At 71.5% G+C, this 25,595-nt stretch carries 23 protein-coding genes; 8 read left to right on the forward strand and 15 right to left on the reverse strand.

The window, feature by feature from the left end; all coding sequences use genetic code 11:
• Positions 1-21: 21 nt before the first annotated feature.
• From WMF33_RS33865 to WMF33_RS33875, 3 genes are read left to right on the forward strand one after another with little or no spacing between them, the layout of a single operon-like run.
• Complete coding sequence (locus WMF33_RS33865; protein ID WP_437332499.1) at positions 22-1,590, forward strand: sugar ABC transporter ATP-binding protein; 1,569 nt, start codon at positions 22-24, stop codon at positions 1,588-1,590.
• The gene (locus WMF33_RS33870; protein WP_061629852.1) at positions 1,587-2,642 is read left to right on the forward strand and encodes an ABC transporter permease; all 1,056 of its coding nucleotides are present in this window, start codon (positions 1,587-1,589) and stop codon (positions 2,640-2,642) included. Before WMF33_RS33865 ends, WMF33_RS33870 begins: the two co-directional genes overlap by 4 nt.
• Positions 2,643-2,647: 5 nt before the next feature.
• The gene (locus WMF33_RS33875) at positions 2,648-3,616 is read left to right on the forward strand and encodes an ABC transporter permease (protein ID WP_437332500.1); all 969 of its coding nucleotides are present in this window, start codon (positions 2,648-2,650) and stop codon (positions 3,614-3,616) included.
• A gap of 58 nt (positions 3,617-3,674) precedes the next feature.
• Here WMF33_RS33875 and WMF33_RS33880 read toward each other — a convergent pair whose 3' ends face one another.
• Together WMF33_RS33880 and WMF33_RS33885 are read right to left on the reverse strand one after the other, a co-directional pair.
• Entirely contained in the window at positions 3,675-5,111 is a 1,437-nt protein-coding gene (locus WMF33_RS33880; RefSeq protein WP_437332501.1) for a DUF1552 domain-containing protein, read from the reverse strand.
• Positions 5,108-6,781 (reverse strand): DUF1592 domain-containing protein, encoded by a 1,674-nt coding sequence (locus WMF33_RS33885; protein WP_437332502.1) that lies wholly within the window; start codon positions 6,779-6,781, stop codon positions 5,108-5,110. The genes WMF33_RS33880 and WMF33_RS33885 overlap by 4 nt, the downstream gene beginning before the upstream one ends.
• An 863-nt stretch (positions 6,782-7,644) precedes the next feature.
• Between WMF33_RS33885 and WMF33_RS33890 the strand changes: the two genes are divergently transcribed.
• Positions 7,645-8,175 (forward strand): hypothetical protein, encoded by a 531-nt coding sequence (locus tag WMF33_RS33890; protein ID WP_437332503.1) that lies wholly within the window; start codon positions 7,645-7,647, stop codon positions 8,173-8,175.
• 4 nt (positions 8,176-8,179) lie between these two features.
• Here the strand turns inward: WMF33_RS33890 and WMF33_RS33895 are convergent, their stop codons facing one another.
• From WMF33_RS33895 to WMF33_RS33940, 10 genes are all read right to left on the reverse strand, one after another.
• Positions 8,180-9,226, reverse strand: coding sequence for a glycosyltransferase family 4 protein (locus WMF33_RS33895; protein ID WP_437332504.1), 1,047 nt, complete (start codon positions 9,224-9,226; stop codon positions 8,180-8,182).
• A 65-nt stretch (positions 9,227-9,291) separates the two neighbouring features.
• On the reverse strand, positions 9,292-9,555 hold the full coding sequence (locus WMF33_RS33900; protein ID WP_437332505.1) for a DUF6755 family protein: 264 nt from the start codon (positions 9,553-9,555) through the stop codon (positions 9,292-9,294).
• A gap of 8 nt (positions 9,556-9,563) precedes the next feature.
• Positions 9,564-10,079 carry a ubiquinol-cytochrome c reductase iron-sulfur subunit gene (locus WMF33_RS33905; protein ID WP_437332506.1) on the reverse strand — a complete coding sequence of 172 codons (516 nt, stop codon included), beginning with the start codon at positions 10,077-10,079 and terminating at the stop codon, positions 9,564-9,566.
• Positions 10,079-10,747, reverse strand: a complete 669-nt coding sequence (locus WMF33_RS33910) for a 4Fe-4S dicluster domain-containing protein (RefSeq protein WP_437332507.1) — start codon at positions 10,745-10,747, stop codon at positions 10,079-10,081. Before WMF33_RS33910 ends, WMF33_RS33905 begins: the two co-directional genes overlap by 1 nt.
• The gene (locus WMF33_RS33915; RefSeq protein ID WP_437332508.1) at positions 10,744-12,969 is read right to left on the reverse strand and encodes a molybdopterin oxidoreductase family protein; all 2,226 of its coding nucleotides are present in this window, start codon (positions 12,967-12,969) and stop codon (positions 10,744-10,746) included. Before WMF33_RS33915 ends, WMF33_RS33910 begins: the two co-directional genes overlap by 4 nt.
• A 24-nt stretch (positions 12,970-12,993) precedes the next feature.
• Positions 12,994-14,112 (reverse strand): MFS transporter, encoded by a 1,119-nt coding sequence (locus tag WMF33_RS33920; RefSeq protein ID WP_437332509.1) that lies wholly within the window; start codon positions 14,110-14,112, stop codon positions 12,994-12,996.
• On the reverse strand, positions 14,109-14,831 hold the full coding sequence (locus WMF33_RS33925; protein ID WP_437332510.1) for an HPP family protein: 723 nt from the start codon (positions 14,829-14,831) through the stop codon (positions 14,109-14,111). Before WMF33_RS33925 ends, WMF33_RS33920 begins: the two co-directional genes overlap by 4 nt.
• Before the next feature lie 503 nt (positions 14,832-15,334).
• Positions 15,335-15,733 carry a 6-pyruvoyl trahydropterin synthase family protein gene (locus tag WMF33_RS33930; RefSeq protein ID WP_061629843.1) on the reverse strand — a complete coding sequence of 133 codons (399 nt, stop codon included), beginning with the start codon at positions 15,731-15,733 and terminating at the stop codon, positions 15,335-15,337.
• 14 nt (positions 15,734-15,747) lie between these two features.
• Positions 15,748-16,830: a zinc-dependent alcohol dehydrogenase gene (locus WMF33_RS33935; RefSeq protein WP_437332511.1), complete on the reverse strand. Its 1,083-nt coding sequence runs from the start codon at positions 16,828-16,830 to the stop codon at positions 15,748-15,750.
• Complete coding sequence (locus tag WMF33_RS33940) at positions 16,814-17,584, reverse strand: RibD family protein (RefSeq protein ID WP_437332512.1); 771 nt, start codon at positions 17,582-17,584, stop codon at positions 16,814-16,816. Before WMF33_RS33940 ends, WMF33_RS33935 begins: the two co-directional genes overlap by 17 nt.
• A 262-nt stretch (positions 17,585-17,846) precedes the next feature.
• On the opposite strand from WMF33_RS33940, the gene WMF33_RS33945 reads away from it, so the two are divergent.
• The 3 genes from WMF33_RS33945 (at position 17,847) to WMF33_RS33955 (ending at position 22,014) form a co-directional block, all read left to right on the forward strand.
• The gene (locus WMF33_RS33945) at positions 17,847-18,536 is read left to right on the forward strand and encodes a hypothetical protein (RefSeq protein ID WP_437332513.1); all 690 of its coding nucleotides are present in this window, start codon (positions 17,847-17,849) and stop codon (positions 18,534-18,536) included.
• Positions 18,537-18,862: 326 nt separating this feature from the next.
• Positions 18,863-20,377, forward strand: a complete 1,515-nt coding sequence (locus WMF33_RS33950) for a flavin-containing monooxygenase (RefSeq protein WP_437332514.1) — start codon at positions 18,863-18,865, stop codon at positions 20,375-20,377.
• A 167-nt stretch (positions 20,378-20,544) separates the two neighbouring features.
• Positions 20,545-22,014, forward strand: coding sequence for a peptidoglycan-binding domain-containing protein (locus tag WMF33_RS33955; RefSeq protein WP_437332515.1), 1,470 nt, complete (start codon positions 20,545-20,547; stop codon positions 22,012-22,014).
• Between the two features lie 88 nt (positions 22,015-22,102).
• On the opposite strand, the gene WMF33_RS33960 is transcribed toward WMF33_RS33955, so the two are convergent.
• Positions 22,103-22,279 (reverse strand): alpha/beta fold hydrolase, encoded by a 177-nt coding sequence (locus WMF33_RS33960; protein WP_437332516.1) that lies wholly within the window; start codon positions 22,277-22,279, stop codon positions 22,103-22,105.
• A gap of 183 nt (positions 22,280-22,462) precedes the next feature.
• On the opposite strand from WMF33_RS33960, the gene WMF33_RS33965 reads away from it, so the two are divergent.
• Complete coding sequence (locus tag WMF33_RS33965) at positions 22,463-22,675, forward strand: hypothetical protein (RefSeq protein WP_437332517.1); 213 nt, start codon at positions 22,463-22,465, stop codon at positions 22,673-22,675.
• Between the two features lie 57 nt (positions 22,676-22,732).
• Here WMF33_RS33965 and WMF33_RS33970 read toward each other — a convergent pair whose 3' ends face one another.
• Positions 22,733-23,473 carry a hypothetical protein gene (locus WMF33_RS33970; RefSeq protein WP_437332518.1) on the reverse strand — a complete coding sequence of 247 codons (741 nt, stop codon included), beginning with the start codon at positions 23,471-23,473 and terminating at the stop codon, positions 22,733-22,735.
• A 168-nt stretch (positions 23,474-23,641) separates the two neighbouring features.
• Positions 23,642-25,534, reverse strand: coding sequence for a DUF4215 domain-containing protein (locus WMF33_RS33975; RefSeq protein ID WP_437332519.1), 1,893 nt, complete (start codon positions 25,532-25,534; stop codon positions 23,642-23,644).
• Between the last annotated feature and the right edge of the window lie 61 nt (positions 25,535-25,595).

Here is a 25,595-nt window from a genome sequence, read left to right on the forward strand (position 1 = left end):
GCCCGCGGGCGCCCCAGCATCATGACCGAACCGGTGAGCCCTCCGCTGCTCGAGCTCCGGGCCGTCTCCAAGCGCTACGGCGGGGTGAGCGCCCTGAGCGGCGTCGACTTCGCCTGCGAGGCGGGGAAGGTGCACGCGATCCTCGGCGAGAACGGCGCGGGCAAGAGCACCCTGATCAAGGTCATCGGCGGCGTGGTCAAGCCGAGCGCCGGGGAGCTCTTGCTCCACGGCAGGCCGGTTCGGTTCGACCACCCGCTCGAGGCGAACGCCGCCGGCATCGTCTGCGTCTTTCAGGAGCTGTCCCTGATGCCGACGCTGACCGTGGCCGAGAACATCGGCATCACCATGCCGACGAACCGCCTGGGGCTCTTCGATCGCAAGGCGCAGGTCCGCAGGGCCGAGGAGCTCTTGGCGCGCGTCGGCTGCGAGGGCGTGAACCCGAACGCCTGGGTGAGCGACCTGCCGCTCTCGCGTCGCCAGATGGTCGAGATCGCGAAGGCGCTCGGCAAGGACCCGCGGCTCTTGATCCTGGACGAGGCCACCTCCGCGCTGTCGAGCAGCGACGTCAAGAAGGTCTATGACCTCCTGGCCGAGCTCAAGGCTCAGGGGGTCGGTATGCTCTACATCTCGCACCGCATGCACGAGATCAAGGAGCTCGCCGACGTGATGTCGGTCTTCCGCAACGGCCGGCACATCGAGACGTTCGCCAGGGGCCAGCGCAGCGACGACGGGATCGTGGAGCTCATGATCGGCCGCGACGTGGGTCACGCCTTCCCGCCGAAGCCGGCGGCGCGCAGCTTCCCGACGACGCTGCTCGAGGTGAGCGGCCTGAGCTGGGAGCGGCAGCTCGATGACGTGTCGTTCAAGCTCGGCAAGGGCGAGATCCTCGGCATCGGCGGGCTCGATGGCCAGGGCCAGCGCGAGCTCTTGCTCGGCCTGTTCGGCGTGCTCAAGGACGTGCGCGGCGAGATCAAGATCGACGGCAAGCCGGTCAAGCTGACGAGCCCGCGGAAGGCCAAGGACCGCGCGCACGGCATCGCCCTCGTGCCCGAGGACAGGAAGACCGAGGGCCTGATGCTGCCGATGGCCATCGCCGCGAACATGTCGCTGGCCTCGCTCGACAAGCTCACGCGCGGCGTGGTGCTCGACCGAAGGCGCGAGGCCGCGCGCGTCGACGAGATGGTGCGCCGCATCCAGATCAAGATCGGCTCGCCCGACGACCCGGTGTCGTCGCTGTCCGGGGGCAACCAGCAGAAGGTCGTGCTGGCCAAATGGCTGATGACGGAGCCGCGGCTGCTGATGCTCAACGACCCCACCCGCGGCATCGACGTCGGCACGAAGCAGGAGATCTACCAGCTCCTCCGCGGGCTGGCGGACGCCGGCACATCCATCCTCTTCTACACCACGGACTACGACGAGCTGATCGGCTGCTGTGACCGCGTGCTCGTCCTCTACCAGAACCGCGTGCAGGGCGAGCTCGTGGGGCCCGACATCACCGAAAAGAACATCCTGGATCTGGCCCTCGGTCTGCGCGGCGGGCCTGAGCGCGCGAAGCCCGGAGCCGAGCGCGCGCGAGCAGAGGCACGATGAAGGACTGGAAGCTCCGCCTGCGCCAGAACCAGGGCCTGCTCGTGGCCATCGGTCTGTGCATCTTCTTCTATGGGCGCTACTCGCTGTCCCATCCCAAGGGCTTCAGCGCGTCGCTGGTCGGGCAGAACGCCAACGAGTCGTTCGTGCTGGTGGCGGCGGCCATGGCCCAGACGATCCCCGTGCTGACCGGCGGCCTGGATCTGTCCGTGGGCGCGGTGATCACGCTCGTCAACTGCCTGGCCTCGCACGTCCTCGCCGGCAGCGCGTTCGAGAATTTCCTGGGCATCCTGCTATGCCTGGCCCTCGGCGTCGCGGCGGGCCTGATCAACGGCTGCCTCGTCGTGTACGGCCGCCTGCAACCGATCATCGCCACCCTGGCCTCGGGCACGATCTTCCTCGGCATCGCGCTGTTCCTGCGACCGACGCCCGGCGGCCAGGTCGACGGCGATCTGGCGTTCGCGGCGACCTTCGATCTCAACGAGCTGCTGCAGGCCGCGGGCGCCGCTCCCCTCGACGGCGCGCTGGGCTCGATCGGCAGCATCCCGTCACCCGCGATCTGGATGGCGCTGCTCGCGCTGCTCTGGACCTACTACCGCCGCACCCGCTACGGCCTCGGCGCTTACGCCGTCGGCGCGTCGCAGGAGGCGGCGTACATGTCGGGCGTCCGCATCGAGCGCGTCAAGCTGGCCGCGTACACGCTGTCGGGGTTCTTCGCCAGCGTCGGCGGCCTCTACCTCGCGCTGCAGACGGCGTCGGGCAACGCCGACATCCCACAAGCCGGCTCCTACACGCTGAACTCCATCGCCAGCGTCGTGATCGGGGGCACCTCGTTGTACGGAGGGATGGGCGGCGCCATCGGATCGCTCTTCGGCGCGCTGGTGCTCCGCTCCGTCGCCTTCAACTTCCGCGTCTTCGACGAGGGCTCGGCGCTCGGCTTCCTCGCCAACCCGCTCTACCAGCCGCTGTTCGAGGGCCTCATCCTGCTCGCGGCCGTCTGCCTCGGCGCGCTCTGGGTCTTCCGCCTCAAGAACCGGCTACACATTTTCAGGTGAGCTCCATGCAACAGCTCCCTTTCCTCAAGAGCCGCTTCGGCGAGATCGACAAGCCGACCTGGTACGCGCTGCTGTCGATCGGCGTCATCCTCGTGATCGGCTCGGTCGGCACGCTGATCACCCAGGGCACGCTCAGCTTCCTGAGCCCGCACTACCTCCTGCAACAGCTGCAGATCGCCGCCTTCCTGGGCGTGGCCGCCACGGGCATGATGATCGTCATCCTGCTCGGTCACATCGATCTCTCGCTGCCGTGGGTGCTCACCTCGAGCGCCATGCTGGCCGCGGGGCTCGGCGGCTGGGCCGCGTTGCCCTACGGCCTCGCCATCGGCGCCGCCGCGGGGCTCTTGAACGGGCTCGGCGTCGCCTACCTGCGCGTGCCCTCGATGATCTTCACGCTGGGCACGAACACCGTGCTTCAGGGGCTGATGGTGCTCTACACCGGCGGCTTCGCTCCGCGCAGCGAGGCGCCGGAGTGGATGGAAGTCCTGGCCGTCGGCAAGACGCTCTCGATTCCGAACTCGCTGTTCGTCTGGATCCTGGTCGGCGGCGTCGGCGCCTTCGTGCTGAAGAAGACCGCGCTCGGCCGCTACATCTACGCCGTGGGCAACCAGGAGCAGGCCGTCTATCTCTCGGGCATCAGGACGCACTGGGTGCTGATCGGCGCCTTCGTGATGTGCGGCGTGTGCTCCGCGATCACCGGCATGCTGCTGGCGGGCTTTTCGCACAAGGCCTACCAGGCCATGGGCAACGATTACCTCATGCCGGCCATCGCCGCGGTGGTGATCGGCGGAACCAACATCATGGGCGGACGCGGGACGTACCTCGGCACCGTCCTCGGCACGATCCTGATCGTGCTGCTCCAGAGCATGCTCAGCGTGCTGCAGATGCCCGAGGCCGGCCGCCAGATCATCTACGGCGCCGTGATCATCGCCATGCTGCTGGTCTACGGCCGACAGCATCAGGAGGGGCGATGACCCGCACCGAGCTCAGCCACGAGCGTCGGCAGCGAGGCTCACCGCCCGGCGATGGCGCTCAGGCGAGCATGCCGTCGATCGGCCCGGAGCCCTGACCCTCACCGAAGTTCTCCGTCCACTCGGTCTTGTCCCGGACGGCGGCGGCGATGAGGCCGTTGAAGAGGCGGTTGTTCGTGACGTTGCCGGCGTCGATGTACTGCCCCTGCTTCAGGTAGCCGCCGCCGTTTCCGGCGATGATCGTCGGCACGTTGCGGAAGCTGTGCGACGGGCCGTCGGAGACGTGGTTCGTCCACATGAGGATGGACTTGTCGAACAGGTCGCGCGCCTTGAAGTGGTCGAGGCCGTGGAGCAGCGTCTGCATGCGGACCACGTCGATCTCGGCGTGCGCTTGCTCGGCCGTCGGGTTGTTGCCCGTAGCTGCGTCCGATTGCACCCGGTGGCTGATGTGGTGGAAGGGCCAGCCGAGGCCCGCGTTCGACGGCACCGCATACTTCGTCCCATCCGTGCCGTCGCCGTGCTGCAGCGTCGCCACGCGGTTGAAGTTGCAGGCGAACGCCATCGCCACGAGCTCGAGGTGGAGCTTCGCGACGTCCTCGATCATGCCGTCCATCTTGAACGCGAAACCGCTCTTGAGCGCCTCGAGCTCCGACGTCGCGAGGCCCGCCTGGCTGCAGGCCGTGCCCATCTCGCCCATCGTGACCTCGGTGTCGCGGATGGAGTCGAAATGCTGCTGCAAGCGCTGCTTGTCGGCGGAGCTCAGGGCCGACATGCGCATCAGGCTGTTCAGCTCCTCCTTCACGAAGTCGTTCGCGCTCTTGCGGCTGCGGATGAGCTCCTCCGCGAGCTGCGCGCCGTTGCCGCTTCCACCGCCGCTGTCCGCCAGGCCGACGAGCTTGGCGTAGAGCGCGTACGGGTTGTCGTCCGCCGAGCGCACCTGCCCGGCACCACCGGCCTTGAAGGAGATGCGCTCGGCGATGTACCCGTTCCTGCGGTTGCCGGCGTAGAGCGTGAGCGGCTCGGCGCCCCCCTCGTTCACCAGCTCGGCGATGACCACGTCCGCGGACACGCCGGTCGCGGATGCGGTCTTGCCGCCGCCCTGCGCCGGGCGCGCGGTGAGCGCCTGACACAACCCCTGCGCGTGGCCGCAGTTGGTGGGCCCGTTCATGGGGAAGTTGATCCCGCGGATGAACAGCAGGTTCGCGGCGTGAGGCGCGAGCACGTGCGTCGCCTTGTCCGTCATGGCGCCGAGCCCCGCGGTCGTGAGCGGGCCAGTCTGGTCCGGGAAGAACTTTTTACCCACCACGCCGCACGCCGCCACGATGTAGAGGCTGAACACGGGCGCGTTGTCCGCGGCCCAGGCGGAGCGCGACGGCAAGCCCTCCAGGAACGGAAGGGCGATGGCGACGCCGCCGGCGCGCAGGAACGCGCGCCGATTCATCCCGCGCCGGCGCGCCACGTGCGGTTGAGTGAGGTTCGTAACGATCTTGGAGTTCACAGCGGGCCTCCCACGCGAGTCCGGAATGCTTCATCCTTCACGAGCTCGAGCATCATCTCTTTCACCGAGCCGCTGGCGCCGCGGCTCACGTCGGCGAGCGTCTCGACGAGCGGCAAGTCCGCCGGGATGACGTCGCGCTGAAGCGCGAAGCTCGCGAGCTTCTTGGCGTAGCAGAGGTGAGCCTGCTCGCCCGCCGCCATGTGGTGCATCAGCTCGCCGGCGTCCGCGAACGACTTGGCCCCTTCGGTGAAGGAGTAGACGCCGCTGCTGTCGATCGGCAGGCCTCCGTTCTCCTCGTCCCGGTACAGCCCCATGCCGTCGAAGTGCTCGAAGGCGAAGCCGACGGGGTTGATGAGCGCGTTGTGGCACGTGCCGCCGCAGGCGGCCGTGAGCTGCGTGATGCGTTGGCGGTTCGTCTGCCCGGGCTCGAGGGGCGGGACCGGCGGGATGTTGGGGGCAGGCGCGCCGAGCGGCGTGCACAGCACGTCGAGGTTGATGCTCACGCCGCGGTGGATCGAGTCCGACTCGTCGTTCAGGGCGTTGAGCGTCAGGTAAGGGAGCTGCGAGAAGAAGCCGACGCGCTCGGGACCGAGGTCTCGCTCCACGAGCTCTCGGCCGCTCGGTGAAAGGCCGTAGAGCTCCGCCATCCCCGGCCCCACGAAGCCCTTCGTGGACGTGAGGATGTCCTTGACGCCGAGGCCCTCGGTGAAAATCTTCTCGAAGAACAGGTACGCGCTCTCCTCGTACTCCGCGTTCAACGATTCGTTGTAGCTCGGCACGCCGAGCTTGCTGATCGTGGCGTAGCGATCGAAATGGAGCAGCTCGCGATGGAAGTACCGCATGCCCTTGGCCGCGGCGGGCTCCTCCAGCATGGACTCGGCGACCGCGGCGATCGTTTCCGGCGTCGTGAGCGTGGGCGCCTTGTCGAGCAGCGCGTCGTCCGGCGCGGTGTTGCGCAGCCAGAGCGAGAGCTTCGCGGCGATCTCGTAACCGCTGAGCGGCTTGCGATCCTGGCCGAGCTCCGTGCGGTAGAGGAAGTGCGGCGACTGCAGCATCGTCCGAATCACGAGCTGCGCGCCCTTGGCGAACGTGCTCTTCGTGCCGGACATCGCCGCGCCGGCCTCGAAGAGCACCTCGTACTTGGCGACCTCGCCGTCCGTCAGCGGACGGCGGTACGCACGGCGCCCCACGGTCTTGATGAAGCCGGCCGCGTCCGTATCCGGGTACACCTTGGCGAGCGCTGCGTCCGAGGCCGTCACCTCCTCGGCGAGCGCCTCCGCCGCCGCTTGGTAGTCGCTCCACGAGCGCTGGTTCACGCTCAGCAGGAGCTCGTTGTTCGTGAAGTCCGTCGTGCCGGCGACGGGCTTCTCGAACGATTCGGACAGCGAGGAAGGAGCGTCCAGGTTCAGGACCACCTGCACGCTGCTCGCCCACTGCGCGTTCGTGAGGCGCACGAACCGGTGGTACCGCGGCGCACCCGGCATATCGATGCCGCGCGCCTCGCCGCCGGTGGCCGGGCTGCTGCCGTCCGGCCCAGGGCCGATGCTCTCCTCTGGATCCCCCAAGGTGCCCGTGCACCCCGCGAGCAGGAGCGCCGTGACGCAGAGCCCCGCGCCGAGCCCCCGCCCGCGGCGCGGCGAGCCGGTCATCGAAAAAGACGGTGGGGTCATCATTGCCTCCTGACGGACCTCTCGTGGCTAGCAGTTCCCTTCGCATGACCAGCGATGCAACGACCATCGTGCTCGCTGAAGCGGGGCGCATCGTCCCGGTCGATGGCGCGCTCGGAGGAGCTGGCCCTCACGGACGACCGGCATCAGGCCCCAGGCGCGGCTATGGGAGAACAAAATCCAACAAGCCTGGAGACGCCAGCCCCCAGCTGCGGACCTGCCCTCGGTACAGCATCGGTCAGCGATCGCTTCCGCGACGACGGAGCGAACGCTGTTATCGCGGAAGTCGTTCAGTCAACGGAGGCCTCGCTGCGCGCCGCGAGACTGCCCAACCAGGGCCAAGCAAAAGGATACCCTTCGAGCCAAATGTTAACGGTAACATGTGCGATGTCAATTCCAATCGACAGGACCGCGGGCATCCCCGAGTCCGGGACAGACCCAGGCTGGCGGCGCGCCTCCGGTGCGACGCGTCAAGAGAGGCGGACGTGACTCCGCTCACCTGGACACTGTAGTTGAGATTGTACAGCAGCGGCAGTCGAACGCGTGACCGGAAGGGACCGGTCGGCGGGTAAGCCGCGCAATGGGCGTGTACCGCAATCGATGGAGACAACGCGACATCGAGGCAACGAAGCGCACAACGCGACCATTCCCTCGAAACCCGCAGAATTGCCACGATCCGATGAGATTCCCGCTCCAAAGATCCGCGAAGTCGGACGATGAGGTGACACGCAGAACGATTTCCGCGCTCTCAGCCCATCTCATTCCCGCGCACGCACCAAAATTGCCATGTTTGAGCGCGCAACATGGTCGATTTGCCGATTGACTTGTGGATCGGCCACGCATGATCCTCACCAGTGAGGATACCCATGCTCAGGACACTGCTCGCCACCGCATTGTCGCTCGCGCCGCTCGGCTGCGGCAGCGACTTCGAGCCGCCGCTTGTCGCGGGGAGGGCCGTGCTCACCCTCGGCGCGAAGCAGCTCTTCCTCGATACGGGCAACAACGGAGAGACCGCGGTCGCGTTCGACGAGGACAACCAGCGCAGCTGGTACACGGATTGTGGGGTGAAAGGCGATGAGCTCGAGGTGATGATCCTCAACGATCCCATCCGGGAAAAGAAGGGGTTCTGGGGGATCACCCTCCGGGCGTCTCACGCGCTGGACGAGGACGCCTGGAACGTGTCCGCCAACCTCGGCGACGACGTGCTCAGCGGTGTTTGCCAGCTGAACCACAAGACCACACGCGACAAGGACCTTTACGAAGGGGAGCTCTCCGTGGCGGCGTGCATCGTGAAGGACCCGACCCCGGACCCGGACGGCCTGCAAGAGGGCCGCTTCGACGCCTTCGTCCGCGCCAAGAGGTGCGTCCTGCGCGACCCCGGCGGCAGCGGCGGATGACGGCTCAGCGCCCCGGCGCCGCCCGGGCGAGCACCGCGCCGACCGCGGCCGCGGCGCCGTCCCACGTGGGCAGCGCCGGCGCGCGGAGCATCGCCGCGCGGCGCATGCTCGCCCTGAGCGCACCGTCCTCGATGAAGCGGGAGAGCGCCCGCACGAGCCCCTCGCCGTCGTCCCAGAGCAGCGCCTCGGCGCCGTCCTGCACGACCTCGGCGATCGCGCCGGCGCGGGCGGCGAGCACCGGCACGCCCGCGCGGACCGCCTCGGTGAGCACCATGCCGTACCCTTCCAGCCGCGAGGGCAGGACCAGCGCGTCCGTCTCGGCGAGCGCCGCCGCGAGCGCCTCGTCGTCGAGCACGCCGCGCGCCTCGACGCGCGCCCGCAGGTGCGCGGAGCCGTCGATCGCCCGGCGCACGCGCTCGGCATAGGCCGGGTCGCGCGCCGCGTCGCCGACGAGGACGAGCGTGGCGCGCGCGCTCCCGACCCGCTCGAACGCCGCGAGCAGCTCCAGGAGCCCCTTGCGCGGGATGAAGCTCCCCACGAACGTGAGCCGCAGCGGGCCGCCGTCCCGCGCGGCGCGAGGGCGCAAGGGGAGCCGGTCCGCGCCCGGCGGCGCCACGTCCACCCGGCCGACCCCGTGCTCGCGCCGGAGCCGCGCCGCGGTCGTCGCGCTCGTCGCGACGTGCGCGTCGCAGAGCCGGATCACCGCCGCCTCGGCGAGCGCGAGCGCCGCGCGCCGCGGGCCGGGCGGGAGCTCCCACGCGCTGAGGTGGTGCACGAGGAGCACGCGCGCGATTTGCCGCGGCAGCGCCGCGAACGCCGGGCCGAGCTCCGGGAAGCAGAGCTCGTCGCCGACCACGACGGCAGGGTCGAGCCGGGCGAGGCGCCCCGCGAGGGCGAGCCCGGCCAGCGCGCGCGAACGCGGCGCGGGATCGAGCGACACCACCTCGACGACATCGCCCTTCCGCCGCAGCCGCTCGACGACGAGCCGATCGTAGATGTACCCGCCCGTGATCTGCTCGAGGGCGCCGTAGACGATCCAGGCGATGCGCATGCGTCGACCCAGTACCACGGAACCCGGCCCGCCCCGCGCGGGCGGCCAGGCGCCGCGCCCAGGTGTCACGCGTCGGGCGGGGGCCTCCGGCGCGCCCTCCACCCCGACAGCTCCCCCGCCGCGACCAGACCGGCGCCCAGCGCGAAGCACACCAGCGAGGTCGCCAGCGCGGGCAGCGGGATGTCGCGATCGCCGCCGTTGTACGCCTCGACCGTGGACGTGAGGAGCCAGTACTGGAACGCGCAGAGCATCGCCACGGCGAGCAGCCTCGCGCTCATCGCGCCCTTCGCCCCCGGGCGCAGGTCGTGCTTCGGTCCAGGGATCGGCATCGCTCACCTCACGTCGCGCGGCGCCGCGCGAACCCGACCGCGAACACCTTGCCGTCCTCGACCGCCAGCGCGATCCGCCCGAGCGGCCGCAGGTCGCGCGGCGGACCGGACGTGCCCTCGCCGGAGGCCACGTCGAAGCGGCCGTTGTGGCAGTAGCACCGGAGGTGCTCTTCCCCGCCCTCCCGCGCGTACGAGACCGGACATCCGAGGTGGGAGCACTTCTGCTCGAACGCCAGGAGCTCGCCGTTCTCCCGGCGGATCAGCAGCGCCGGCGTCGTCTCGTCCGGGTAGCGAAAGGCCACGGCGCTCCCCGGCGCGAGATCGTCGACCCGCGCGATCTCCATGCGGCCGGGCGGCTCCGCGGGCGGGCGGCGCGAGCGGAGGTACACCACGGCGTTGCCGGTCGCGAGCCCGCCGCTCAGCAGCACGAGGAAGCGGGCGAAATCGCGGCGGGTCACGTGGTCGTCGCCCTCGGACTCGTAGGGGAAGTCCTCTCGCCACTTGGGCAGATCCTCCGCGCCCATCACAGAAACTCCGCCTCCGACCGCGCCTCGTCCGGCGCTCGCCCGTCGCCCGCGCCCGTCGCCAGGGCGGTCGCGAGCGCCGCGGGGCCGCCGCCCTCGTCGAAGGCGGGCAGCTCGACCGCCATCTCGTCCACGTCGTGCGGCACCATCACGTGCACGCGCGTCGCGATCCGCTGCTTGCCGAACCGCCAGCGGTTGATCGGCTTGCTCGCCGGCCGCTGCTGCGCGATCTCCTCGCGCGTCCCGTAGAACAGCGCGCCCGTGGGGCAGACCGTCGCGCACATCGGCTTCTTCCCGGCGCTCGTCCTGTCGAAGCACATGTCGCACTTCTGCATTTGCTGGATCTCCATCTTGATGATCGGGACCCCGAACGGACACGCGAGCTCGCAGTTGCCGCACGAGATGCACCGGGGCTTGAGGCTCGAGTGCACGATCCCGTTCTCGTCGACCTTGATGGCGTCCGCGGGGCAGACCGACGCGCACGTCGGATCGGCGCAATGCATGCAGACCATCGGCGCGGTCTGGAGCGACACGCCCGGCGCCACGAGGTCCACGTGCACCATCGGCAGCCCGCGGTGCGTGTGGCACTCCGAGCACGCCGCGGCGCACGCCTGGCAGCCGATGCACCGCTGAAAATCGATGAAGAAATCCCGCACCACGGCGCTCATGAGGCCTCCAGCTTGAGCTCGGCGAACAGCGACCGCGCCCGAGCGGCTTCGGCGCGCGTGGCGGCGCGCACCCTGCACGCCGCGACCTTGAACTCCGGCATCTTGCTCACGGGATCCAGCGCGCGGACCGTGAGCTGGTTGGCGGCGAGCTCCTCGGGCCAGTGGTACGGCAGGAACACCGTGTCCGGGCGGATCGCCTCGACGATCCGGAGCGGGACCGTGATCCCGCCGCGCCGGGTCTCGACCGTGACCAGCTGCCGGTCGACGAGGCCGAGCCGCGCCGCGAGCGCGGGGTGCATCTCGCAGACCGGCCCGGGGCTCTTCTCGACGAGGAACTTGATCCGCCGCGTCTGCGCCCCGCTGAGGTAATGGAAGACGCTCCGGCCCGAGGTCATGTACAGCGGAAACTCCGCGTCGGGCACCTCCGCGCTCGGGCGATACGGCGTGGGGATCAGCTTGAACTTGCCGTCGGGGTGGTAGCTCCTCCCGTCCTCGAAGAGCCTCGGGGTGCCCGGGTGCCCTTCCGACGGGCAGGGCCAGAACACCCCCATCTCCCGCTCCACGCGCTCGTACGTGATGCCCGCGTAATCGGCGGTCCCTCCCGCGCTCGCGCGGCGCAGCTCGTTGAAGATGTCCTCGCTGCTCGAGAAGCGGAAGCGCTCCTCGCTTCCGAGCCGCCTCGCGAGCTCGAGGAGGATCCACGTGTCCCGCCGCGCGTTGCCGGGGGGATCGACGGCGGCGCGGAGGCGCACCACGCGGGCCTCCGCCGTCGTCGAGGTGCCCTCTTCTTCCTCGTGCAGCGAGCCGGGCAGCACGACGTCGGCGTAGCGGGCCGTCTCGCTCATGAAGAAGTCGATGACGCAGAAGAACTCGAGCTTCTCGAGCGCCTCGCGGGCGAAGCCCGTGTCGGGGTGGCTGACCATGGGGTTGAAGCAGATGTTGAGGAGCCCGCGGATCTCGCCCGCGTGGATCGCCTCGACGATCTCCACGGTCGTCTTGCCCTTGCGCGGCAGCTCGGCGTCGGAGATCCGCCAGACATCGCAGATGTGCCTGCGATGCTCCGGGTTCTCGATGTCGCGGTTGCCGGGGAGCTGATCGCACTTGTGCCCGTGCTCGCGCCCGCCCTGGCCGTTGCCCTGCCCCGTGATGGTCCCGTAGCCGCAGCCCTTGCGGCCGATCCTGCCGGTGGCGAGCACGAGGTTGATCAGGCTGAGGACGTTCTCGACGCCCTTCGTGTGCTGCTCCACGCCGCGCGCGTGCAGCAGGAAGCTCGTCTTCGCCTGCCCCCACGCCGCGGCGACCTCGCGGATGAGCGCCGCCGGGACGCCGCAGATCTCCGCGGCCCACTCGGGCGTGCAGCGCTCCACCGAGGCGCGGAGCTCGGCCCAGCCGGTGCAGCGCTGCTCGACGAACTCCCGGTCGAACCAGCCGTTCGCGACGAGCTCATGGAGCAGCGCCTGGTTGAGCGCGCTGTCGGTCCCCGGGCGGAGCGCGACGTGGTGGTCGGCGGTGCGGGCGATGGGCGTCTCGCGCGGATCGACCACGATGAGCTTCGCGCCCCGGTCGCGCGCCTTCCAGATGTAGTGCGTCAGCGTCGGGAAGCACTCGCTCACGTTGGTGCCCGCGAGCAGCACGACGCCGGCCTCGGGGATGTCTTCCCAGGGGTTCGCGGCGCGGTCGATCCCGAACGCCTTCTTGTTCCCCGCGCCCGCGGAGACCATGCAGAACCGGCCGTTATAGTCGAGGTTGGCGGTGCCGAGCGCGAGGCGCGCGAACTTCCCCACGAGGTAGCTCTTCTCGTTGCTCAGCGAGACCCCGCTCAGCATCGCGAAGGCGTCCTTGCCCCGCTTCGCCTGGATGGCGCGCGCCTTCGACGCCACGAGATCGAGCGCCTCGTCCCAGCCCGCCTTCCTGAACCCGGCCCCATCGCGGATCAGCGGGTCGGTCAGGCGGTCGGGGTGGTGCGTCTGCATGTACCGCTTGACCCCCTTCGGACAGAGCCGCCCCTCGTTGAACGGGAACTCCTCCCACGGCTCGATCCCGATGACCCGGCTGTCCTTGACCTGCAGCTTCACGCCGCACTGCATCCCGCAGAAGCAGCAGTGCGTCTCGACCAGCCTGTCGGGCTCGGGCTTCGGTCCCCACCCGGTCACGGGCGAGTCCGAGACGTGCGGCCCGTACTCGCGGATGTAGTCGGAAATTGGCAATCTCAGGTGAGCCATGTGTCGTCTCCTCCGCTCCGTCGCTCACGAGAAGCGGCCGCCGCGCGCGCGGTGGTGCGCGCGGCCGATGAGCATCCGCCGCCCCCGCGGGGAGAGCTCGCTCCACGCAGGCCCGGCCCCCGCCCGCGCGGCGTAGTCGAACCCCACCTCCGCGAGCACCTCCTTGAGATCGTCGGTCTGGAGCTTGGCCGCGAACGCCTCGCCCGTGACCGGACAGACCGCCTTCTCGCCCCGGTCGCCCGCCTCCTTGTAGAACGTGACGCCCACCGAGGCGGGGCGCTGGAACACGTGAAACAGCTTGCCGAACGGCAGGTAAACGAGCGTCACGATCACCGTCAGCGCGTGGATCTGGGCGAGCGCGCCGTAGAAATACCCGTGCAGCCACTCGTAGCTCACCCAGAGCAAGAGCCCGCTCGCGCTCACGGCGAAGAGCAGGAGGAGCGGCAGGAGGTCGCGCTCGAAGCGCTGGACCGCCACCGCGCCTCCCTCCCGCATGCGGCGGAGCAGGGCGAGCATCACCCCCGGGACGACCATGAACCCGCTGACGACGAGCGCGTGAAAGATCGCCCACCCCACGACGCCGTGGACCGGGATCTCGGACACGCGCGCTCCGAAGAGCACCACGCGATAGACCGCGCCGGCGGCGCCGGACTCGAAGTGGAGCCAGCCGAACACGAGCGGGAACGTCACGGCCGCGGCGAGCGCGCAGCCCCACGCGATGAGCATGTGCGCGATCCACCGGGTCAGGCCGCGACGCAGGATGAAATCCTGCGCGATGATCTTCGACCACAGCGCCTTGACGATGAGCGTCGGGCGGCGGAGGCGCGGCCAGCGGCGCCGCGAGAAGAGCACCTCCACGCCGCGGACCCAGTACTTGCGGGTCGGCGGCTTGCTGAGCCAGACGGAGTACCGGTACACGACCCCGAAGGTCATGAAGAGGCACGCGAAGGTGTAGCCCACGAGCGCGGAGTCGAAGTCGGCGAGGTCGCGGCTGCCGAGGACGATGAGCGCCGCGAGCGCGGCGGCGGCGGCGGTCCCGTTGCGGACCGCGCCCCAGTGCGCGAGCGGGGCGCGCCGCGGCGCGCTCGCGGCGGCGCCGGGGCGCGCGGGCGGCGCGCGGTAGTCGGTGAGCTCCGCGCTCATGGCTGAGCCCCCGTGCCGGCCGCCGCGCCCCGCCCCGGCGGCGCGGAGAGGTGCGCCCGCGCGTCGTCGGGTCCCGGCGCCTGCCGCGGCGCCCAGAGGGGGTAATCGACGCCCGCGAGGCGATTGATGAGGATGGCTTGCGCCGTGAGCAGGGCGACGCCTCCGAGGAGCACCAGGAACATCGGCGGCCGGTCCAGGATGCCCAGCGAGACGATGAGCGTCGTGGCGCCCGCGGGCGGGTGGGGAGCTCGGGCGAGCACCATGAGGCCCGCCGTGAGCCCCAGCGAGAGCGCGGCGGCGAGGGCGCGCGGGAGGGTCACGCTGGCGGCGGTCGCAGGGCCCGCGTGCGTCAGCCCCGTGACGAACAGGCTGAAGTAAGCGGCCGCGATACCGATGCTGTGCCCGATGAGGGTGTTGCGCGGCGCGGCCGAGGCAGCCCGCGGCGTGTAGAAGAAGAGGAAGGCGGTCGGACCGAGCGACGGAAACACGAAGGGCTCCTTCGTCACGGCGGCGAGGGCCGCCATCAGGCCGATGCTCACGAACCCGTTCACGAAGCTGAACACGGCGAGCACCGGCACCTGCGCGTAGCGCTGGAGGAGCCGCGGCAGCCGCAATCGCGAGAAGATCCCGCGCGCGACGTCCGACATCTCGCCGCCGAGCGGGTGGCGCGGCGAGATCGGGCCGTAGCCGCGCCCGGCGCCCCACGCATCTTCCGGCATCCTGGATCGAGTGTCCCTGTCTTCCCTCATGGGCTGGAGACCTCGCATTCGCCGACAGCCGCGTCCAGCGCTACCGGGCAGACGCGACGCAGCGGGCTCGACCGCCTTCGGGTCACGCAGTCACTGATGCAGCACGATTGCAGTAAAATAGGCGCCGTTGCCCGGCCGCCTCGACGTGCATCCATGTGGTCCCGAAGACGGAACAAGCCGTGCGCTGGGTTCCAATGTCGCGGCGATTCAGGAGAGCCCCGAGCGATTCGTGAGAAACCGCGCGTCTCCGGACGCGACGGGCGCCAGCCTGAATGGCACGTCAATGAAGAGATCGTGTCGGAGGAATAAGCACGGCTCGGGATTGTTTCGGGATTGTTTCGATAGCGCGCGCCGACTGCCCTCCTCACGGGCGGCCGCCTCGATACGCGCGCCGAGCGGGCGATCGCCTCGGGATGCGCGCCGAGCGATCTGCGGCTCGGCGCGACAGGGCGACGTCGCTGCGCTGGCGGGCGCTACAGGTCGCGCTCGAAGCCCGCGTACGCGGTCGGCGACTCGCGGACGAGCACCCGCAGCGTCGCGCCCGGGCAAGGCGCCTCGTCCGCGGCGAGCTTCGCGATGTCCTCGGCGAGCAGCCCGGCCACGTGCTCGGCCACGCGCTCGGTCGTGGAGGTGCGCCCGGGGAAGGCCGGGTGCTCGTCGAGGTTCTGGTAGTCGATCGTGTCCAGCGCCCGGCGCAGCGACGCGTGCAGCGCGCCGATGTCCATCACCACGTGGTGCGGACCGAGCGCCTTGGCGCGGATCTCGACCTCGACGGCGTACGTCGCGCCGTGCAACCGGGTCGCCGGGCCGAAGAACGGATCGGAGAAGCTGTGCGCGATCATCACGTGATCGCTGACGCCGAGGAGGAACATGGGAGGCCCCTTCGTTAGGTTGCCCCTCGCGTAGCCGATCGCGATCCGTACTGGAAGACCGTCTGCAGCCTCGCCCCGGGCGCGGCGGCGAGCTCGGCGTAGACCGACGGCGCGGCGTCGAACGGGACGGGCGGGTCGAGCAGCGCGTCGAGCGCGGCGTCCTCCAGCAGGGCGCGCACCAGCGCGAAGCGCCGCGCGTAGTCCCAGCGGGGCGCGCGCTCGGGCGGGATGGTCGAGACCTGGCTCGCGCGCAGGCGCAGCCGGCGGCGGTGGAACTCCGAGCCGAGCGCGACCGGGCTCGTCCGCGCGCCGTAGAACGACGCGACCGTCACCGTCGCCTCGCGCGCCGCGTGCGCGATCGCGCGGTCGAGCTCGCCCGGGTCGCCCGTCGCGGCGATCACGACGTCCGCGTCGCCGCGCGGCCGGTCGTCCTCCGGCCGGATCGCCGCGGCGGCGCCGAGCGCGAGGCCGGCGCGGCGGCGCCGCTCGCTGGGCTCGACCAGGCGGACCTCGGCCCCGGCGCGCCGCGCGAGCGCCACGACGAGCAGCCCGACGACGCCGCCGCCGAGCACCACCACGGCGTCCCCGAGGCCGACCTCCGCGTCCCACACGCACGTGACCGCCGTCTCGAGGTTCGCGGCCAGCACCGCGCGCTCGCCCGGGATCGAGCGGGGCAGCGCGCGCGCCGCGCCCGGCCCGAACAGGTGCATATCGCCGTGCGGCGCGAGCGCGAAGACGCGGTCGCCCGGCCCGAGCGCCGCGCCCTCGCCGCGGGCGACGACCTCGCCCACCCACGCGTAGCCGTAGCGGCGCGGGTAGGTCGGCGCGCCCGGCGCGTCGAGCGACGGATCGAACGGCGTCGGCCCCTCGCCGCGGAAGAGGAGGAGCTCCGTCCCCTGGCTCACGCCCGAGGCGACCGCGCGCGCCACGACCTCGCCGGCCCGCGGCTCGCGCGGCGGGTCGCCGGCGCGCACCTCGACGACGCCGGGGCGGACGAACCAGAGCTCCCTGGCAGGCCCCGCGAGCGGCGCGGGCGCGGAGGCCGCTGGCGGCGCGGAGGTCCCCGGCGGCGCCGGAGGATCAGTCGGGATAGGCAACGTCGCCTCGCAAGAGCAGGTTGCCCCCCAGGAGCTCGACCGCCGGCTCGCGCAGGTCGATCGCCGATGCGAGCGGCGCCTCTCCGAGGGCGCCGACCGCGGGGATCGCCGTGTCGCCGAGCAGGCGCGGCGCGATCTCGACCTCGGCGCGATCGGCGAGCCGCGCGCGAAGGAACGAGGTGAGCACGGCGGCGCCCCCCTCGACGAGCAGCCGCCGCACGCCGCGCGCGTGGAGCTCGGCGAGCGCGTGCGGCAGCGAGACGCGGCCGCGGTCGTCCGCGGGCACGACGATCACCGCTGCGCCGCGCTCCTCGAGGCGCGCGCGCGCGCCGTCCAGCGCGCGGCCCGCCGCGCCGATGACGACCACGCGCCCGCCGGCCGGCTGCGCTCTCGCGGTGCCGGTGCCGTTGGCGGTGGTGGCCGTGGTCGACGCTGTCGACGTGGTCGACGTGGTCGACGCTGTCGACGCTGTCGACGTCCATCGCAAGAGGCGCGCCCCCTCCGGCACGCCGAGGGTGCTCGCCAGCACGACGCGCATCGGCTGCGGGCCCTCGCACGCGCGCACCGTCAGCAGGGGATCGTCGATGACGACGGTGCGGATCCCGACGAGCACCGCGTCGTGATCCGCGCGCGCCCGGTGGGCGTGCTCGATCCCGGCGGGCGTGCTGAGCTCGACGCGCTCGTTGGGGGCGGCGATGCGGCCGTCGAGCGTCTGGGCGAAGTGGAGCGTGACCAGCGGGCGCGGGAGGCTCATGGCGCGCTCGCGGGCGGACACCCGGCGCGGCCGAACGCGCGCGCCGCGCGGGCGTTGGGGGACGACGTCCTCGTCCCGAGCCGGCCATCGAGCCTCCGGACCACGGCGCCACTGTAGAACAGAACCCCTGATCAGGCGAGGAGGCCGCCCGCGGGGCGCGCGGCGCTCGCTCCGATCCAGGAGAGCCGATCGAGGCCCTCGCGGGGCCGCCTTCGCCGTCGCTCGCTTGCCGCGCCGGCCCTGGCGTCCTAAGCGAGCCCCGATGCCCATCGGCTGGCCTGCTCTCTCGGCGCGCTGCGACCGCGCGGGCATCCCGCTGCGCGGCGGCTTCCACCCCTGCGAGGGCGACGGCGTCCCCGCGGCCGGGGATCTCCCCGCCGGGACGCTCGTCCTGCTCGGCAATGCAGGCCCCTCCATGTGGCGCGCGTTCTCGCGCGCCCGCGAGCAAGCGCCCGATCTCGCGCTCGACGACTGGACCTCGACGGTGGTCTCCGCGCTCGCCGCGGAGCTCGGCGCGGCCCCGCTGTTCCCCTTCACCGGCCCTCCGTACTGGCCTTTCCAGCGCTGGGCGCAGCGGGCCGAGCCGGTGTACCCGTCGCCCCTCGGCATCCTCATCCACCCGCGCTTCGGGCTCTGGCACGGGTATCGCGCCGCGCTCGTCTTCGCCGAGCGGCTGTCGCTCCCGCCGCGCGAGGACCTGCCGAGCCCCTGCGCGTCCTGCGCCGACAAGCCGTGTCTGCGCGCCTGCCCCGTCGCCGCCTTCTCGCCCGGCAGCTACGACGCCGCCGCCTGCGTCGGCCACCTCGACGCCCAGCCCGCCGGAGCGTGCATGACCGCAGGGTGCCTGTCGCGGCGCGCGTGCCCGGTCGGGCAGGAGCGCATCTACCCCGACGATCAACGCCGCTTCCACATGCGCGCGTTCCTCCGCGCTGCCCCGCCCGCGGGACGCTAGCGCCCAAACGCTCCCAGACGAGCTTCTCTGACAGGACAGGATCCCAAGCAGGTTATCCTGGGACCGCATCGGGCTCCCGGTGCGCTAGAGATGTCGCCGGGCGCACATGCCGGGCCGCCTCGCCCGCGTCGAGCGAGCTGAGCTCACGCCGACCGCGCCGCGGCAGCCCGTCCGGATCGCCGCCCGCCGGCGGCCAGCGGCGCGCCTCGTCGCCGTCGCGCCGCGCGGCGCACCGAAATCCGCGCGAGGCGCCGAGCACAGCCGTGCTTCGCCACGCTATGCTCGGGCCCTGGAGCGCAACGGCGCTCGCCTCTAGAGAGCGCAGCATGTCCATCGAGCACTTCGACGTCCTGATCGTAGGCGCCGGCCTCTCCGGCATCGGGGCCGGCTACCACCTCCAGACGCGCTGCCCCGGCAAGCGGTACGCGATCCTCGAGGGGCGCAGCGCCATCGGCGGCACCTGGGACCTGTTCCGCTACCCCGGGGTCCGCTCGGACTCCGACATGTTCACGCTCGGCTATTCCTTCCATCCCTGGAAGGAGGCCAAGGCGATCGCGGACGGGCCGTCGATCCGCGAGTACGTGCGAGATACGGCCCGGGAGTTCGGCATCGACCGGCACATCCGGTTCAATCACCGGGTTCGATCCGCGTCGTGGTCATCGGAGCATACGCGCTGGACCGTCGAGGTGGACGTCGGCCCAGGCGAGGAGCGCGCCCGCTACTCCTGCGACTTCCTGTACGTCTGCAGCGGCTACTATCGCTACGAGAGCGGCTATACGCCCAGCTTCCCCGGATCCGACGACTTTCAGGGACGGCTGGTGCACCCTCAACACTGGCCGCAAGATCTCGACTACCGGGGCAAGCGCGTCGTGGTGATCGGCAGCGGCGCCACGGCCGTGACGCTGGTGCCCGCGATGGCCGCCGACGCAGCGCACGTGACGATGCTCCAGCGCTCACCGAGCTACATCGCCTCGTTGCCCGCGGAGGACGCGATCGCGAACGCGATCCGCGAGCACCTGCCGGAGCGGATCGCCCACCGCGTCGCCCGCTGGAAGAACGTCGCGCTCAGCCTGCTCGTCTACCAGGTCTGCCAGCGCGCGCCGCGGCTCGCCAGGCGGATGCTCCGCAGCGGCGTCGCCCGGCATCTGCCGCCCGACTTCGACGTCGATACGCACTTCAACCCTCGCTACGATCCGTGGGATCAGCGCCTCTGCCTCGTGCCCGACGGCGACCTCTTCCGCGCGGTGAAGGAGGGGCGCGCCGCGGTGGTCACCGACCGGATCCGGACCTTCACGAAGAACGGCGTCCTGCTCGAGTCGGGCGAGGAGCTGAAGGCGGACATCATCGTGACCGCGACGGGCCTGGAGCTCCTGTTCTGCGGCGGCATCCGCGTCGACGTCGACGGCGACGTCCTCGAGCCCGGGCGGGCGTTCATCTACAAGGGGTTGATGCTGGGCGGCGTCCCGAACTTCGCGTTCTGCCTCGGCTACACCAACGCCTCCTGGACGCTCCGCGCGGAGCTGGCCTCGATGTACGTCTGTCGGCTGCTAAGCCACATGGATCGCCACGGCTACCGGCAGTGCTTGCCCCGCCCTGACGAGTCGGACCTCGATCCTCGGCCGCTGCTCGGCCTGAGGTCGGGCTACGTGCAGCGCTCGGCGGACCACCTGCCCAAGCAGGGATCGAAGGCGCCGTGGAACTTCCGCCAGAACTACGTCCTCGATCGGCTCGCGATGACGTTCGGCCCGGTGGAGGACGCCGCCATGGTCTTTTCCAGGGAGGGTCGGCCGCCGCGCCGCGATGTCGCGAGCGCGGAGCGCCCTCGGCACGCGGAGGCTTGAGCCGAGGCGCGCGCCGCTCGAGCCTCGCTGGCCCCGCGACGCCCGCTCCCCGGGTCGATCATGACACGATGAGCGTCGATGTCGGCTCCGCTGGCGCGTGCCATCGACGGGCGCGGCGTAGTATCCTGGGACGGAACCAGCGCGTCTGGCGATCGCCGGAGGGGACCATGGGCGACAACGGGAACACGGGGCTCGGCGCCCCCGAGCTCGCGGCAAACGAGGTGTTGAGATCGATCGCGGCGGGCGCGGCGACGCTCGCGGAGGGGGCGCGCGGCGACGGCGTGCGCGCCTTGCAAGAGGCGCTCGGCGCGATCGGCCACCCGATGATGGCCGACGGCTCGTTCGGGCCGAAGACGCGCGACGCCATCGTCGCGCTGCAAGCCGCGGAGGGCCTGCCCCAGACGGGCATCGTCGACGCCGCGACGATCGCCGCCCTCGATCGACGCTTCGCACGTCTCGCACGCCTCGCGCCCCAGCGTGCGCTGGCGCTCGAAGAGGCCATGGCCAAGGCCGCGGGGCTCAGCCCCGATCAGGTGGCGGCGCTCGGCCGCACGTCGCCCGCGGTCCAGGCGTCCGCCGGGCCCTCGCCCCACGATCAGGGCTATTTCACGGATGCGGACAAGCTCCCGCAGGTGGTGCCCGGGGCCGAGCCGGATCCGGACTCGCCGCCGCCCGCCGTGGACTCCGTCGGCGACAGGCCCGCGGCCACCGCCGCCGGCGCGCTCGCCGCCGATCGGGGCGCGCGCCTCGACGAGGTCCGGCGCGCGCTCCGGGGCGACGCGCCCGCGCTCGCCGCGCTCGACAGGCTCCTCGCGGCGGGCCGGCTGCACACGGGGGCGCTCCTGCCGAACCTGGCGACGATGGCGGGCGTCCAGCGCGATCCGAAGCTCGTGCTCGAGGGCGGCATCGATCCGCACCTCGTGCTCGCGCAGGCGATCCGGCACGTGGACAACCCGCTGCGCGTCGAGCAGGGCGCGTGTCACGGCACCTGCGGCGCGGGGACGATGGAGTACGTCCTGCTGCGCGTCGATCCGGCCGAGTTCGTGCGGATCCTCGACGGGATCACGCGGGAGGCGCGCGAGGTGACGCTCCGCTCGGGCCGCGCGCTCAGGATGCCGCGCAGCGCGATCCTGCGCGACGCCTCGGGCCGGGTCGACATCGACCGGCTGTTCCAATCCGCGCTCATGAACCACGCGACCGCGATGAGCTGGATCTTCGATTACGACAACCCCGAGGACAACGACTCGTTCTGGGCCGCCCTGGGGGGCGACTCGCGCGTCCCGCTCGGCAATTTCACGAGCCTGTTCCAGGACCTCATGGGCGGCAGCTACACGAGCGTCTCGTCTCTCCTGCGCAGCGGCGCGTCCGTCGCCGCCGACGTCGCCGCGGCGATGGAGCGCGGCGAGAAGGTGCCCATTCTCCTGAAATGGGACGGCGGCTATCACTGGGTCGTCGCCGAGAAGATCGAGCGCGGGGCCGACGGCGCGCCCGCCTCGGTCATCCTGCGCAACCCCGTGGGGTCGGACAGCTGCCAGGGCCCCCCGCCCCGCGCGCCGGTCCCCGAGCTCGGCGGCCGGTTTCGCATGAAGTACGCCGATCTCGCCGCGCACATCAACGGCGCGACCCTCAGGGGCTGAGCCTCGCCGGGAGGGTAGCCCCGCAGGTCGTGGCGTGAAGGCGGCCGCTTCGACGCAGGGATGAGCGGTTGCTCGGGGCAGCGGGCCGTCATTCGCTGGACTCCGCCGGGCTCGACGCGACGGGCGCCGCTCGAGCGAACGAGGTCAACAACCGGATGACCTCGTCCGCGCGCTCGATCTGCGGAAAGTGCCCCGCCCCGCTCACCGGCTTGAGCACGGAGCCCGGCATGCTCGCGGCGTAACGCCGGCCGTACTCGAGAGCCACGATGCGGTCGCTCTCGCAAACAACCCCGGGGCGTCATCTCATCAGCTCGCGGAGCTGACTTTCCAGACGGATCAAGCTTTCGGCACGCTGTCGACCCGGCTGCTCGAGCGCGGTTTGATCGAGCGACAGGTCGGCCCGGGGCGCGCGATACGTCACCATCTCACCCCGACGGGGGCAGACCTCATGAAGAAAGGAGCTGCCGTGGTCGATCGGGTCCTTCGAGCGTCGTTTGCGTCGCTCACGCCGGCGGACGTGGAGCTCCTCTATCGCCTCGTCGTGCGCGTGCTCGAGTCGCCCCTTGCGCTCGATACGACACCGCCCGAGCAGCACGAAGAGCGTCCGAGCGGTCGCCCGGCGCGACCCGCGCGCAGGTCGCGCCAGCGCCGCAGCGGCTGACGCTCGGCAGCCGGCGCGGCGCCACCTGCGCGAGGCCAGGGACGAGCTCGGCCCGCGTCAGCGAGGGCTGCACTGCACGACGCAGATGGCCGAGGCGCCCTTCGCGCGCGCGCTCGCCTCGCACGAGCGCTTGGCTTGCTGCGACGCCATGAAGCGGTCGTTCCCCATGCCGTTGCCGAAGACCATCTGGTAGTTGCAGGCGCCCGCGAAGCCGCAGACGCGCACGGACGCGCTCGCCGTGCACCACCAGGACGTCCCGCCCGCCGCGCTCCCGCTGTTCGACCCTTCCTTCGCGGCGCCCGCGCTCGGGGCGGCGGGCGTCCGCGCTCCGGCCACCGCGGGCGCCGGCGCGTCGCCCGCCCCGTCGTCGCCCGCGGGCGACGGCACCTCGGGGACGCCGTCGCCGCCGCTTGCCGGGTCAGCGCCCGCCGCCTCGTCGGCCTCCTGGTCGGGGCGCAGCCGGGTGCTCGTCGACGCGGGCGGCACGGGCAGCACGGGCGAGGCGCCGCCCGCGGTCGGCGCGCCGGTGAGCGCGGGCTCGACGACGGCGCTCTCGGGCTCCGCGCTCTCGGGCTCCGCGCTCGCCACCACGTACAGCACGCCGCCGATCACGACGAGGGCGCCGACGCCGAGCGCGAACAACCCGCCAAGGACCGCGAGCACGATCACGATCGGCGATACGCCCGGCTTCGGGCGCTGCGGCGGGGGCGGCGGAGGCGGGTAATAAGGCTGCTGCTGCTGGGGAGGGTAATAAGGCGGCTGCTGGGGACGATATTGAGGATGCCCGGGACCGAACATCCCGCAGTCGTAGCGCAAAGGCGCCCTCCGCGCTGCGTGGGAGATGTGCGCACGCTGTCGGCGCTCGGCCGTCCTCGGCGCGGCCGAGCCCGCCCGCAGGCGCGGGCGCCCGCGCGCGCTCGCGGGGGAGGCGCTCCCCGGGGCGCCCGCGCGCGCTCGCGCGCCGGCTCAGCGGGGGATGAGGTTGCGGCAGCCGCTGCCGCAGTCGTCGCCGTCGCGGTTGTTGCCGTCGTCGCACTCCTCGGGGCCCTGGACGATGCCGTCGCCGCAGTACTCGCCGAGCTGGCAGTCCGGCCCGCACTCGCCGTAGCCGCCGTCGTTCACGCCGTCGTCGCACTGCTCGCCGAGGCCGACGACGCCGTCGCCGCAGATCGGCCTGCACTCGCTGCGCGCCGTCGCGAAGCCCTGCAGCGTGAGCTTGAACGTCGACGCCGCCGTCTGGCGCTCGGCGTGGAACACGGCGATCTGGTAGACGCCGCCGTCCGCGAGGCCGAGGTCGACGTTCTGCGGCCGGATGACGTCGTCCTCGCCCCCGGCGTAGGTCACCTGCCCTGTCCCGTTGGCGCCGATGACGAGGTGCCCGGTGACGGCGCTGTGGATGCCGCCGACGTCGACCGCGAGACGATCGTTGATGAACACCCACACGTCGTCGTCGCCGGTGAAGTCGAGCACGTATTGCTCGCCCGCCGTGTACTGGAACCAGTAGCGAATCTCGCTCGTGAAATGGAAGTTATGGTCCGGGGTGCCTTCCTCTTTCAACCAGCTCCCGTCCCCGTAGCTCGGGAAGATATCGGCGGGGACGCGCTCGGCCGCCGGGGTGAACCGATCTCCGTCGACGGGGAAGAACAGCGGGTTGCCGTCGTACGTGGCGTCCACGTACCTCGCCCAGTAGACGCCGCCGCGCACCTCGCAGCTGTGGAAATCGGGGCCGTGGATGTCGCCGCAGGCCGCCGTGTTCTCGGCCGACGAGGTGCAGCGCTCCCCGTCCACCTCGTTGCCCACGTTGCCGCAATAGTGCGCGCTCTCCGGCGACAGCAGCGTCCACGGCGCGCCGTCCTCGCCCCAGCGGTTCACGAAGCGGCCATCTCCGATGTCCCACAGCGTCAGGGTGGTGACCGTGGTGCTGTTGGTGCCAGGCACGTCGTGGTACCACTGGGCGAAGCTCTGCGCGCTATTCACCTGGCTGTTCGCCGCGGCCACGTACGCCGGCTTCTTCTCCGCGTCGAGCCGGTTCGCGACCATGCCGAAGACCGGCGCGCTCCGGCCTGGACCGTTCGGCTCGAAGTCGGGGTGGGCCGCCCGGAAGTCGCGGAACACCACCGGCACGGCCATGGATCCCGAGGGCTGGGGCACGGCGCACTCATAACCGGTCTCCATCGTGCACGCCGCGGAGCACCCGTCGCCGTCGATGTTGTTGCCGTCGTCGCAGTCCTCCGCGAGCACGAGGCCGTCTCCGCAGCGGGAAACGCAGCTGCCCGCGGCGCAGTCGGGCTCGGCCTGGCACGTCGACGAGCAGCCGTCGAACGGCGTCGTGTTGCCGTCCTCGCAGCTCTCGGCCCCCTCCTGGGCGCCATCGCCGCAGGTCGTCGCCGCGCAGGCGCTCGGGCTGCCGGCGCATTTGTAGCCCACCTCCACCTTGCAGGTCGGCGAGCAGCCGTCGCCCGCAGCCGTATTGGCGTCGTCGCAGAGCTCCGGAAACACCACGGCGCCGTCCCCGCAGCGGGCGATGCGGGTGCAGGCAGCGCCGGCGATCGGGCACGACCAGCCCAGCTCGACCGAGAGGCAATCGCCGGTACAGCCGTCCCCGCTCTGGGAATTGCTGTCGTCGCACGCTTCGTCCGAGGTCAGGACGCCGTCACCGCAACGGAACGTCGCGCCGATGTCGCCGTCGCCGATGTCGCCGTCGCCGATGTCGCCGCCGGCGCCGGGGCCGTCCCCGGGGCCGCCGCCGCCGCCGGGCGCGCCCGTCTTGCCCTCGCCGGCCGCAGAGCAGCTCGCCGCGACGGCGAGGCAGCCCGCGATGAAGATCGTCGAACCAAAGCACGAAGCACGAGGACGCATGACCTGCTCCTTTCGGTCGCCCGCGATCGCTCGAGATGCGCGAAGCGCGCGGCAGTCTTTC

It is taken from the genome of Sorangium sp. So ce394 (genome assembly GCF_051474665.1).
Taxonomy (GTDB): Bacteria; Myxococcota_A; Polyangia; order Polyangiales; family Polyangiaceae; genus Sorangium; species Sorangium cellulosum_D.